The 11824-nt window shown below is 62.8% G+C and carries 11 protein-coding genes and 1 pseudogene; 7 read left to right on the top strand and 5 right to left on the bottom strand.

Going from position 1 to position 11824, the window contains the following annotated elements; all coding sequences use genetic code 11:
• Positions 1-239: 239 nt before the first annotated feature.
• The 3 genes and pseudogenes from BM197_RS16860 to BM197_RS15405 form a co-directional block, all read left to right on the top strand.
• A pseudogene (locus tag BM197_RS16860) lies at positions 240-320 on the top strand (hypothetical protein); the annotation flags it as partial.
• Between the two features lie 75 nt (positions 321-395).
• Positions 396-902 carry an FCD domain-containing protein gene (locus tag BM197_RS15400; RefSeq protein WP_245762578.1) on the top strand — a complete coding sequence of 169 codons (507 nt, stop codon included), beginning with the start codon at positions 396-398 and terminating at the stop codon, positions 900-902.
• The gene (locus tag BM197_RS15405) at positions 871-1689 is read left to right on the top strand and encodes a cache domain-containing protein (RefSeq protein WP_245762572.1); all 819 of its coding nucleotides are present in this window, start codon (positions 871-873) and stop codon (positions 1687-1689) included. Before BM197_RS15400 ends, BM197_RS15405 begins: the two co-directional genes overlap by 32 nt.
• 467 nt (positions 1690-2156) lie before the next feature.
• Here BM197_RS15405 and BM197_RS15410 read toward each other — a convergent pair whose 3' ends face one another.
• From BM197_RS15410 to BM197_RS15420, 3 genes are read right to left on the bottom strand one after another with little or no spacing between them, the layout of a single operon-like run.
• Entirely contained in the window at positions 2157-3161 is a 1005-nt protein-coding gene (locus BM197_RS15410; protein ID WP_245762573.1) for a fumarylacetoacetate hydrolase family protein, read from the bottom strand.
• A complete protein-coding gene (locus tag BM197_RS15415) occupies positions 3161-3982 on the bottom strand; it encodes an IclR family transcriptional regulator (protein WP_281247455.1) in 822 nt (273 codons plus the stop codon). Before BM197_RS15415 ends, BM197_RS15410 begins: the two co-directional genes overlap by 1 nt.
• A 51-nt stretch (positions 3983-4033) precedes the next feature.
• Entirely contained in the window at positions 4034-4711 is a 678-nt protein-coding gene (locus tag BM197_RS15420; RefSeq protein WP_143095091.1) for a cupin domain-containing protein, read from the bottom strand.
• 166 nt (positions 4712-4877) lie between these two features.
• Here BM197_RS15420 and BM197_RS15425 point away from each other — a divergent pair, with 166 nt between their 5' ends.
• From BM197_RS15425 to BM197_RS15435, 3 genes are all read left to right on the top strand, one after another.
• Positions 4878-6182, top strand: coding sequence for an MFS transporter (locus BM197_RS15425; RefSeq protein WP_090713121.1), 1305 nt, complete (start codon positions 4878-4880; stop codon positions 6180-6182).
• Positions 6179-6964 (top strand): 2-keto-4-pentenoate hydratase, encoded by a 786-nt coding sequence (locus tag BM197_RS15430; protein ID WP_245762575.1) that lies wholly within the window; start codon positions 6179-6181, stop codon positions 6962-6964. The genes BM197_RS15425 and BM197_RS15430 overlap by 4 nt, the downstream gene beginning before the upstream one ends.
• A gap of 230 nt (positions 6965-7194) precedes the next feature.
• On the top strand, positions 7195-9030 hold the full coding sequence (locus BM197_RS15435) for a glycoside hydrolase family 43 protein (RefSeq protein WP_090713125.1): 1836 nt from the start codon (positions 7195-7197) through the stop codon (positions 9028-9030).
• A 61-nt stretch (positions 9031-9091) separates the two neighbouring features.
• Here BM197_RS15435 and BM197_RS15440 read toward each other — a convergent pair whose 3' ends face one another.
• Both BM197_RS15440 and BM197_RS15445 read right to left on the bottom strand, forming a co-directional pair.
• Positions 9092-9403, bottom strand: coding sequence for a hypothetical protein (locus BM197_RS15440; protein WP_090713128.1), 312 nt, complete (start codon positions 9401-9403; stop codon positions 9092-9094).
• Complete coding sequence (locus BM197_RS15445; protein WP_090713130.1) at positions 9390-11222, bottom strand: S8 family serine peptidase; 1833 nt, start codon at positions 11220-11222, stop codon at positions 9390-9392. Before BM197_RS15445 ends, BM197_RS15440 begins: the two co-directional genes overlap by 14 nt.
• A gap of 167 nt (positions 11223-11389) precedes the next feature.
• Here BM197_RS15445 and BM197_RS15450 point away from each other — a divergent pair.
• Positions 11390-11824: DUF222 domain-containing protein (locus BM197_RS15450; protein ID WP_143095092.1), on the top strand; the 435-nt coding region annotated here is incomplete at its 3' end.

The raw sequence follows: 11824 nt of genomic DNA on the forward strand, positions 1-11824 counted from the left end.
TTTGTGCTCAGTGCACGAGTAAACCTATAAAACCAGAGGTCATATTTCAAGCGTGTGTCACAATCGTGACATTCGCGTTCCCCCGCCCCGGCGGAGGTGTCCGATGAGAGGATGGGACCGTGACCAGCCAGCCCCCAGCGTCGGATCGGCGACCACATCGACTCCAGGGTGCGATGTTCCTGCCTATCGGCGATGCCGGGCGAGCCGAGCTCGTAGAAAGGCGCATCGCCGAGGCGATCATGGGAGGCCACCTCCGCGCCGGAGATCGGCTCCCGTCGGAGGCTGACCTTGCCCACACTATGGGGGTAGCCCCGGTTACGGTTCGCGAGGCCCTCCTGGGATTGCGATCACGAGGACTCGTCGTGACTCGTCGCGGCCGAAACGGGGGCAGTTTCGTGTCGGCAGAGGCAGATCCCCTCGTCTTCGCCCGGGAAGCTCTTGTCGCTTCATCGCGATTCGCCATTCGCGACCTGGGTGTGCACTACGCGGCGCTTACGATGGCGGGCACGCGTCTAGCCGCGCGTCGCGCCGCCCTGAGCGAGGTTGCCGCTATCCGCATCCGTCTGGCAAAACTCGACACTGCCGTTGGGCAGAAACCGGGCGCCAGTGAGCTCAGTGCGTGGCGCCAGACCATGGATGATCTGCAACTGGAGCTTGTCGCCCTCAGCCAGTCCGCGCGCCTCACGCGTGATCAGATGCGTTTGCAGGCTGAGTTTTCCCCCCTGCTGCGACTTATCGACGTCGATGCTGGAACCCGGTCTCGTCACCGCGAGCTGTTTGGAAGCGTCCTGGATGCGGTGGAAGCTGGTGATGAAGACGCTGCCGGCGCCGCGACCGAGCGCCTTGTGGGTGACGCTATTGACGCGCTTGATGCACTCCGACTTCAGGCGGACGATTTCTGACGAGCGGCAGCTTGTGTATGATGCGGAACACGGCGCCGTCGATAGGATGTGGCCAACGACAATTGGAGATGCCATTTCCGCGACCACGGTGCCGGCTTCAGGTGCCACGACCTCCGCGCTCGACTCCGCTTCCTCTATCGTCTCTGCCTACTTCGCTCGCCTTCTCTCGGTACTGGAGGACCACGCTGAGCAGCTCTCGCGTGAGATCATCTTTCAGGGTCGTGAAGGTTTGACCGCGACTCGCATCGATGATCTTGTAGAGCCGCACGCGAACGAACTGCTCGATTACGCCAGCGAACCGATTTATGGGGCTGGCTTTATCGCTACTGTGGACCTTCTCGCCGATGCCCCAAGTCACCTCGCATGGTGGCAGGGCGCCGATCGTCGAAAACTTGTCTTCCCGCCCCGATCGGTCAAGCAAGGCATCGATTATCGCGAATTAGAGTGGTTTCGTATCCCGTCGCTAACCGGTAATTCGCACGTTGCCGGACCATATGTCGACTATCTGTGCAGTGATGAATACACTATGACGGCGGCGGCGCCGGTTTTGGTCGACGGCAATTTCGTCGGCGTTGCGGGGCTTGATGTCCTGATCGAGACAATCGAGCGGCGACTCACCCCGCCGCTGCGCGCCCTCGGCTTTCCGGTGCTTCTTGTGAACGGGGTGAATCGCGTGCTCGTCTCGACCGATCCGCGCCTCTCGCCCGGCGACGTGCTGCGCCATCAACCGGTTCTTGACCGACGCCGGTGTGACGCAGTGGACCTTGAAATAGTCGTCCTCCACTGAAGCCCGTGTAAGCAAGAGCTATCTCGGCCACATCAGTCAGGGACGACACCCACGCGTCGCCGCAGATCAGCAGGATGAACTGACTGACTTCATCGCCGCGGGCGACACACCACAAGCGCCGTAGATCGATGATGAGTCACCTTCAGCAGGCCGAGCGAGATCTCAGAGCCTCCCTGAGCAGGCTGAAGCGAGTTCAGATGCGGGTGGCACGCAGAAGGAACGAGCGAAGAGACGTGCCGTAGCATCCGCGATATTCCGGGCTAAACAGCTCAGCGGGCAAGTACTGGGACTTCTAGAGATTCAGATCACGCGGCCGCCCGCAAGGCGACGGTAGAGAGGCCCGGACCCGCAGTATTCTGCGAGTCCGGGCCTTTTTCATGCCTTCTCTCGACAGGCAGCGGAGGACTGACATGGACATGAATAGCCGTTCGAGGTGGCACGGGGCTGGCACGCGCGCCCCCGTCCTTTCACGCCGTAACTACGATCGACCCAAGGTTGGTGAATTGTGCAGAGATTTCGTCGCCAGCGCTGACGAAAACGGCGTCGGTTAGCCCGCCGGTCAGCACAATGTCGCCAGCCTTGATGTACTGCCCGCGTTGGGCAAGCGAGTTCGCGGCCAAGGCGAGCGCTTCGGCCGGGTGCCCCTGCACCGCGGCGCCAGTAGCGGTGTCGACGACTTCTCCATTGACTCGTACGACGCAGGCCTCAAGGGAAAGGTCGAGGTCGGCCGGATTCCGGATGACGTCGCCGATGTAGAAGCCTGCTGAGGAGGCGTTGTCGGCGATCACATCCGGCAGCGCGAAGTTGAAGTCACGATAGCGGCTATCGATCACTTCGAACCCGGCTCGTACTTCGCCCACGGCGGCTATCGCGTCAGCAGCTGTGACGTCCGGGCCGCGAAGATCCCGCGCCATGGTGAAGACGATTTCGGGCTCGATCCGCGGGTGGATGAATCGGTGAAGGTCGACGGGTTCGCCCGGTTCAAGGTACATGCGGTCAGTGAGAACGGCTGTCAGCGGCGAGTCGATGCCCATCCGCTTCTGCTTGGCGCGAGAAGTCAGGCCGAGCTTGACGCCCACCACGGTATGACCCTCGGCGACCTTTTCCCGGATGATCGCTTCCTGCACAAGGTAGCCGGCCGAGATGTCCAGCTCGGGCCATGCATCGGTGATTCGGGTGATGTCCCTGCGCTCTGCTTCGGCGTCCAGCAGGTGGCGAGCGGCGCGATCAACGTTCCATTCGGTCGTCGTTTCGAGAGGGCTGTCGTTCGCTGGTGGGGGCGTCGTCACGGGGTCGCTTTTCAGGGTTGTACCCACAGCGAAAAGGTCGGGTTCGATCTCAGAAACCATCACCCGTACGCTCGTCAGGGGGGCGTCGAGTGTCGTTGCGACCGTCTGGGCGACTTCTCTGATACAACGAGCGACGCTCTGCCGGTCGCGGCCTTTGACGATGCTTATCTGGACAATCGGCACTAGTGTTCCTCGATTTCTTCTTCGTTTCTGATGGGAGGTGGCTGTTTGAAGCCGAAGTCGGCCGAAAGATCGGCCGACGCGGCCATAAGGGCCTCTATCGTCGCGGGTTCGGGCGGGTCCGGCAGGTAATGAACCGACCCGACGATAGCCAGTGTGCCGACGAGACTTCCCCTCGCATCAAGCACCGGAGCCGCAATGGCGTTGACACCGACATACGTCTCCTCCGGCGCGGAGGCCCAACCTCGCTCGCGCGCTTCTTCGACCTCCACGCCGAGCTTCACTCGGTCGGTTAGGGTCCGCTCGGTGCGAACGTCCAGCGCGAACGCTTCCCAATCCCTCAGTTGCTCCTCGGATCCAAACGCAAGCGCGATCTTGCCTTGCGCAGCCGCATTGAATCCGAACGTCGTTCCAGGGTGAAACAGGATGTCCATCGGTGAATGCCCGGGCAGTACTTCCATCACGACGACACCTGTCTCGTTGACCTGGGAGAACACGATCGTCTGATTGACGGCATCCCGCAGTTGCTCCATCCGCGGTTTGGCGGTGATGACGGGGCTGGCCTGAATCGCGATGCGATTCCCGAAAAGCGCGAGTCGCCAGCCGATCTCGTAGCGGCGCGTCTTCGGATCATGTTGCACAAAACCGGCTGCGCGCAACTGGGTGAGGTGCCGATGCACCCTGGCCTTCGGCAGGTCGAGGTTCGCAGCGATTTCAGACACACCGCTGGACCCGGTGCCTTCAAGCATTACTTCGAGTATGCGCAAGGCCGTGATCGAAGCGGCATCGCTGGCCGCCGGGTCCGCTGCCCCTCGTGCTACCACAGTGAGTCCTTCAGTGAGATGGCGTCTCGCGGATCGAGACGCCCGTGACTCCTAGTAAACAGGGCTCAGCACACGTTCGCTGAAGACGTGGTACTTCTGGGTATTGGGTTTGTCGCGGTCCTCAGGCAGGACGACCCGGAATGACGAAGCCCCACGGTTGTGGGCCGGCAACAGGAAGCACCGGATGAACGTTGTGCTTGTCTCGGGCGTCGTGGGAGCCAACACGGGAACGACCCCTTTTTCTGACCACGCCTCACCCGGTCCGTAAGTGCTACTGGCCCCTTCGGTGTCGATCGTTATTTCACCGTCCCGGCAAATTCGGATGCCGGGACCCTGGTGCTGGTGCGTCCACGCGGTTCCGCCAGCGGGGAAGGTGACGCTGTCGAGACGCATCAGCCAGGTGAACCGTGGGTCGAGGTCGTACGCGGCTTTCAACTTGAGTTCTGACGTCGTAGCGGGGGCGGAGCGCAGTGTTTGGGGCAGGTCGGCAAAAGCCGGTTCGACGAGATCCCAGCGCCACAGTCGTGCACCACTCGCACCTGCGCGAATGGTGAGTTCTCCAGTGGTCACCATTCCGTGCGCACTGGAGAGGTACTGCGACGCGATGTCGTCGTCCAGGTGCACAGAGCCCTCCCGCACGAATATTGCCCGAGTTCCGCGGGGCAGGTAGACCGGCTGGCCATGGGCGGGAAGCACGTCTTCGTGCAACATCAATGTTGGCGTTGGCAAGACGGCGCTCCTCTGCGTTTTGAAAACTTGTCTCGCTGACCAATATATATCTATCGCTCATCGAAACGAAATATTGACATTGGCTTCAAAGTGCTGCACGCTCTCTACGCAGAGCATCACATCCAGTCCGTCGGGGTGGTGCGTCAGGACATCAAAGGAGAGTCACATGTCAGCACCGACCGTCGTCGAAGCCCCGAGCGGCCCGTGGTATCGGGGAGCGACGAAGAACCAATGGCGCGCATTCGCCGGCGCATATCTGGGCTGGATGCTGGACGTGATGGACCTCATCATCTTCTCCTTCGTCATCAGCTACGTGATCGCTGAATTCGGAGCGGATGCCGGGGCGGCGGGACTCGTGGCCTCCGGTACTCTTATCGCGTCGGCCTTCGGCGGGATTGTGTTCGGTTTCCTCGCCGACCGTATCGGTCGCACAAAGTCGATGATGTTGAGCATCCTCTGCTATTCAATCGGCACTCTCTTGTGCGGTTTCGCCCCTAACCTCCAGATGCTCTTCGTTTTCCGGATCATCGTTGGCCTCGGCGTTGGCGGCGAGTGGGGGGCCGGCGCGGCGCTTGTCTCAGAAACCTGGCCCGCGCGCCACCGCGGCAAGGTCATGGCATGGGTGCAGAGTGCATTCGCGACTGGTTACGCGCTTGCCGCAGTCGTCGCGGCAATCGCCATTCCGCTGGGAGGCTGGCGCTGGGCGTTCTTCGTGGGCGTGATTCCAGCGATCCTTGCCTTCTGGGTGCGGCACAACACGGAAGAATCGGACATCTGGAAAAAGACCCAGCGCGTGAGCGCCGCGGGTGCCGTGAAGAAGTTGTTCGCCGAGCATCGTCGGGTCGTGCTGGCTTGCCTGGGATTCACCGCGGCCGCGTCCTGCGGTTATTGGGGCTTGTTCACCTGGGTCCCGAGCTATCTTTCCACGCCGACCGCCGATGGCGGGCAAGGATTGGATTTGCTGAAATCCACCACCTGGATCATCATCATGCAAGTCGGAGCGGCCGCAGGTTTCATCAGCTTCGGGTACATCTCTGACCGGATCGGCCGGCGAAAGACCTTCATGTTCTTCTTCGTCGCGGCCGCGGTCATGGTTCCCGTGTTCATGCTGGTCAGAGGGGATGTGGCGGTCATCATTTTCGGCGCATGCATGGCCTTCGTTGGCACGGGCTTCTATAGCGGCTTCGGACCGACCTTTGCGGAGCTCTTCCCCACGGAGATCCGAGCTTTCGCGCAAGGTTTCATTTACAACACGGGTCGGGCCATCAGTGCGCTTGCGCCGGCCATGGTTGGATTCCTGCTCCTGACATTCGGCCCGACTGTGGCTCTCGGCAGCACCGCAGGCTTCTATCTCCTCGCGGCGATCCTGGTGTTCTTCTTCCTGCCGGAGACCCGCGGTAAGGTACTCGAATCTGATTCGGTCGAATCATCCAGCCCTGCCACAAATGGGGGAACCGGGGTGGCGGCGTGACCTCGTCCCGTAGCTGCGAGATGGGGGATGCCCTGCTTGAGGCATACAGCTCCGGCGTGCCCGTGGCACCGCTCACCTCGAATGGCCCTGAGTTGAGCGTCCAGGACGCGTACGACATCCAGCTGCACCAGGTCGCCGCCTGGAAGGCCGCCGGCCGAGCGGTCGTGGGGTACAAAGTGGGACTTACGTCTCGCGCTATGCAGCAGCAGCTCGGTGTCGATCAGCCTGACTTCGGACACCTCTTCGACGACATGGGGCTTGATCCCGAAGTTCCGGTAAGTCTGGGTGGATACATCGCGCCCAGAATCGAACCCGAAATTTCCTTCGTGCTGAAAAGCGACCTGAAAGGGCCAGGACTCTCCGCCGAGGACGTGGCGGGTGCCGTGGACTATGCCGTTCTCTCACTGGAAATCATCGACTCGCGCATTGCGAACTGGCGAATCAAGCTTGCCGACACGATCGCGGACAATGCGTCCTCCGGGGCATTCCTCATCGGCTCCGAGAGAATCCGGCTCGAAGAAGTCGATCTGGCCGCAGTCGAGGTGGTTCTGCGACGTAATGGCGAGGTCGTCGGCACGGGTGTGGGGTCGGATGTGCTGGGCCACCCGATCGAGGGTGCGGTTTGGCTGGCGAACCAACTTGGAGCACTCGGGCAACGGTTGGAAGCTGGATCGATAATAATGGCGGGTTCGATTACAGCAGCAGTGGCCGTCGCCCCGAGCGACACGATCAGTGCTGAATTCAGCGGACTTGGCGGGATCACCGCACGTTTCACTGAGTAGCGCGACATGCCATTGGGGGTGTATTTTGCCGCCCCTATGTAACGTGGCGTGGCTGGTCCTCGCGCACGATCAATCGGAAAATTGAGGCCCGGACCCGCAGGATTCTGCGAGTCCGGGCCTCTTTTCGTGCCCCTCTCGACCTCTGACCACCAGAAGTCCTGTCCCTTTACAACCGATCGACCCGTCACGTACCCTCTGTGTCATTGCCACGAAGACGTGGAGGTCAGATCATGAAAACTCGCCGGATCGCCGCCCTGTCGATCGCCTTTCTCGTGTTCGGGTCGGTGACGGTTCCTTCCGCCGTGCTGGCCGAGGGCATCCGTCCCTCTCCGACGCCGTCTCCGACTCCGGGTGAGGTGGCCCCGAACTACAAGAATCCCCTCGACCTGCGGTTACCCGGCGGCGAGCAAGCGGTGAGCTGCGCGGACCCCGACGTGATCCGCGGGCAGGAGCCCGGTGACATCAACTGGTACCTGTATTGCACGTCCGACCCGCTGACCGAAGACGAGGTTTCGGAGGTTCCGGGAGCCACGGTATTCCACAACATTCCGACCTTCCGGTCAACCGACCTAGTTCACTGGACGTACGTCGGAGACGCGTTCGCGACCAAGCCGGCCTGGGTCACCGGCGGGATGTGGGCGCCCGACATCGCATACGTGGACGGGCAGTACCTCCTCTACTACGCGGCCTCGGAAACAACCCTTCCCGGCGGCGCATCGGCCGTCGGTGTCGCGACCAGTGACAACCCAACCGGGCCATGGACCGACAGTGGCACGCCCGTTGTCGAGCCGGCCTCCGGTGGGCAGTGGCGGTTCGACCCGGAGTTCCTGTCAGTCGGCGGAACCAACTACCTCTACTTCGGCAGCTATTTCGGCGGCATCTTCGTGCGTGAACTTTCCGACAATGGGCTTACGTCCGACCCAGCCACCGAGCAGGCGATCGCCATCTCCAACCGCTATGAGGGCACGGAAATCATCGAGCACGACGGTTGGTTCTACTTTTTCGGCTCAGCAACCAATTGCTGCGATGGCCCCCTGACCGGATACTCAGTCTTCGCGGCCCGGTCCGAGAGCCCCCTGGGTCCCTTCCTCGACGAGCACGGCGTGTCGATCCTCGAAGGTCGTGTCGGTGGCACGCCAGTGATCACTCAGAACGGGAATCGCTGGGTCGGCACCGGGCACAACACCGTGTTCACAGACGTCAGCGGCCAGGACTGGACGATCTACCACGCCGTCGACCAGTACGACCCGTACTTCGTGAACGATGTGGGCTTGACGAAGCGGCCGGCGTTACTCGATCCGATCGACTGGGTGAACGGCTGGCCTGTTTTGCGCGGAGGCAAAGGGCCGTCGGACGAGCCGATGCCTGGCCCGGTAGCCCAGCCGGGCCAGGTGACCGCGTACCAGCCGGAGTCCCCTGAAGATCAAGAGCCTGGACGCCGCTACGCCAAGCTCTCCGACCAGTTCGGTGGGAAGAAGCCCGACAACCAGTGGACCTGGGTGCGGCCGCCCGACCCGTCAACCTACGCGGTGCGACACGGGGAACTGACCTGGCAGATGCAGAACGCCGACCTTCATCCGGAGTCGGGAACGCCGTTGGCTTCGGTCCTGACCGAACCGGCGCCACAGGGCGACTTTGTCGTCGAAACCAAGGTGAGCACCACGATCCCCGCCGAGGGATGCTGCCAGAACTACGTGCAGGGCGGCATCCTGATCTACGGCGACGACGGCAACTACGTCAAGCTCGTGGTCGTGTCGATCTGGGAGACCCGGCAGACCGAGTTCGGCAAAGAGGTCACTCCGGTTCCGGAAGGCTATCCAAACTACGGCAACACCGTCGTCGGCCCCGTTGGTGATGAAACTTACCTACGCATCGTGCGCCAGCAGGTCGGCGACACGGACGTGTATACGCCGTACACGAGCCCCGATGGGAAGAATTGGGACCGTGGCGGTGCCTGGACCCACGACTTGGGAGACCAGCCGCGGATCGGCCTCGTATCGATGGGTGGTTCTGGCGATTTCGAGACGAGCTTCGACTACGTGCGGGTGAGCGCCCTGAAGCGTTGACCCCACAGGACTGACCAACCCCGGCTTGATGCTCGAAACGACTAGGTCGCCCTGGGGCCGGTCAGTCTCCATTCGCACTGGTCGCTTCGGGCGGACGGGCCGCATCGTCGATCCACACCTCGACGCCGAAGCCCTCAGCGCCGAGATCCACGAGTTTGCCGGTGAGGGTCACTGGCTGGCCGACCAGTGAGCGGAGCGGCTCGACAGCCGCCGGCCCATAGACCGGAACCGCCGACCCGTCCGGCCGTTCGAGTTCGTAGACGAGTCCCGGCCGGTTTCCCGGTCCCGCGCCGCCACCCCGGCGACGCAGGATGCCACGAAGCGTCTCCTCCGGTTCCGGCCTCTCCGAGTACCAGGTGTTAGAAGCGGACATGCGCCGCCCAGTACACCGATGGCCTGATGAACGGGATCCGGTAACCCCGAATCCTCAGTTTCCAGGTGCCCGCGTCCACCCCATCCGTCACCCTGGCACGCTCGAAGACACTCGGGATGGAGATGCTCGATGCCCGAGTGCCTCCGCCCGGATCGAGCAGGTACAGGTCAACGTCACTGTGCCAGTCCAGTTCGAAACCGAAAAAGCGGATGCCGCCTTCCGGCCACCACAGCGCGGCATCCAGCATGCGGGCGCGCCGCGCGATGGACAGTGGGATGTCGATGTTCTGCCGCTCTCCGACCGTGACTTTGCCCCACCACGCCGTTCCGTTGGTCGGCAGTTGCAGCTTGCCGGCTCCGCTTGTGTTGTCGAACGGGTACGGGTCCTGCCCGGAGAGGATCATCTGGGCGTAGACCTGGCCCGGGTCGATGCTGCCGGTCGGCCGCCGCAGCCAGTTGCGCAACAGCGCCGCGGCTCCTGCCGCGTACGGGGTGGCGCCGCTCGTGCCGGTGAAGATCCGGCGGGCGGAGTCGGAGGCGTTGCTGGCGGTCTCGGTGTTCGTCGGCGCCTGGATGTCGGGTTTGAACCGGTTGTCCGCGGCCGGCCCGCGACTCTGGCTGGCGACCTGGTTACCGGATGCGACATCAAAGTTTCCGACGCCGATCACCTTGTGCGCGACAGCCGGGACGTTGACTGTGTTGGCGCCGGGGCCGTTGTTACCGTTCGCCGCGATGATCACGGCTCCGGCATCGAACGCACTGTCGGCGGCCAGCGAGATCGCATCCGTCGACCCGCCCGAGCCCTGCATCTCGGCGACGATGACCCGGTCAAGCACCCGCACGGCGTTCTCGAACGCTCGCACCGAGGCGGTGGTGCTCAGAAAGCCGGTGCAGGCGCCGCTGGAATCCGTCGTCGACGGGTACACCTTCCAGCTGTCAAGAGTGATCGCAGTGACACCGCGGAACGCGTTGCCCTGGCGTGAGTTCGCGCTGATGATTGCCGCGCTGGACGTGCCATGGTTCCAGCAGTCATCAATGGGATTGAGGGTGTTACCGGTGTTGCAGTTCGCCCCACCGTTGACGCAGTCACGCATGAAGTCGATGTGCGTGGGGCTGTTGAACAGCACATGGGTGCGACGAATACCCGTATCGAGTAGCCCAATCCACCCGGACGTCAGTCCCAGGTTGAAGTACGGATCTGTGTCCATCGCGGCGCGACCGTCTACGACATCGTCCTGTGGCGGCGCATCCTCGGATTCCTCGGGCTGAAGGTAGAGAACCTCCTCATCCTCGGCCAGTTCGGCGACCGCTTTCAACGGCAGGTCGACGCTCATCGCACGGATCAGCCAGAAGGTGTCCAGAATCTTGGCATCGTGGCGGTTCAGCCGTTCGGTGAGCCGCCGGTAGTCCTTATCGCGCGCGCGCTCGATCTCCCCGGCCAGAGCCTCGGCCCGCTCCATTTTGCGCGCGTTCTCCGTGTGCTCGCGCGGCTCCTCCACGTCGGGTTCCGGGAATCGGGGGATCACGAGGTCGTCCCGGAACGACACGACGACGGTAGCCCTGTCATCGGGTCGCTCGTCGAGCCAGCGCTGGAGCAGCGGATGGATTTTCTGCCGAGGGTCCCGAGGGTCTGGAGGCTCCATAAGCTCTTCGCCGGTCCGCTTCTCCTCGATCGGAGCGTCGCTGACCGCATCCTTCGGCAGGGCAGTCGCCTCGTAGCGACCGACCTCCCCGTTTTCGATGGTCGCTGAGTGGATGATGCCCTCTTCGTCCTCCCAGCCGGTGAGTTCCTCCGAGAAGTTCTTCTTGCCTGCAGCCATGACCGTGCTCCTGTCCACCGTCTGAGCCCTGCCGCCACAAGGGTGCGGCCCAATACGCCACCGTAGAAATTGCCGCGTTACCGCCGCGTTACTGCCGGGAACACGAAGGCGATTTCGGTGACTCGCCCGCTCGAAGCAATGTCGGTGGTCGGGTGTTCACTTGTGGCATGGAAAGCAACGATGCTCCAGATGAAACCGGCGACGGCGAAGTGCCCGCGAACGAGTTGCCGTTGCCGGCCCTGGTTGCCGAGACCTGCAGTGCGATGCTGGACGCGGTCGCGATGATCGACCGGATTGAGGCGAAGCAGGATGCGTGGAAGGTCGAGTTCCTCGATCAGGCCCGCCGGATCGCGGAGACCACGAATCATGGTCTGGTCACGGTGGGGTCGAAACTGACCGAAACCCAGCAGCGGGAGATGGTGCGGCGCTCGTTCGTCGCGGAGGTGGCTGGGGTGCTTCGCATCCCGGAGGTCACCGCGGGCCGGTTGATCGATGACAGTGCTGTGCTGATGGACCGGTTGCCGGCAACATTGGCTGCTCTTCGCGAGGGAGAGATCAGTCTTCGTCATGCCCGGGTGATCGTCGACCAGGTCGCGACCCTC

The sequence above is a fragment of the Mycetocola miduiensis genome (assembly GCF_900115155.1).
Taxonomy (GTDB): domain Bacteria; phylum Actinomycetota; class Actinomycetes; order Actinomycetales; family Microbacteriaceae; genus Mycetocola_A; species Mycetocola_A miduiensis.

Excerpts from the sequence above, each read along its gene's own strand:
- BM197_RS15405 (WP_245762572.1), top strand. The coding sequence starts at position 871 with ATGCACTCCGACTTCAGGCGGACGATTTCTGACGAGCGGCAGCTTGTG.
- BM197_RS15425 (WP_090713121.1), top strand. The coding sequence starts at position 4,878 with ATGTCAGCACCGACCGTCGTCGAAGCCCCGAGCGGCCCGTGGTATCGG.
- BM197_RS15435 (WP_090713125.1), top strand. The coding sequence starts at position 7,195 with ATGAAAACTCGCCGGATCGCCGCCCTGTCGATCGCCTTTCTCGTGTTC.
- BM197_RS15440 (WP_090713128.1), bottom strand. The coding sequence starts at position 9,403 with ATGTCCGCTTCTAACACCTGGTACTCGGAGAGGCCGGAACCGGAGGAG.
- BM197_RS15445 (WP_090713130.1), bottom strand. The coding sequence starts at position 11,222 with ATGGCTGCAGGCAAGAAGAACTTCTCGGAGGAACTCACCGGCTGGGAG.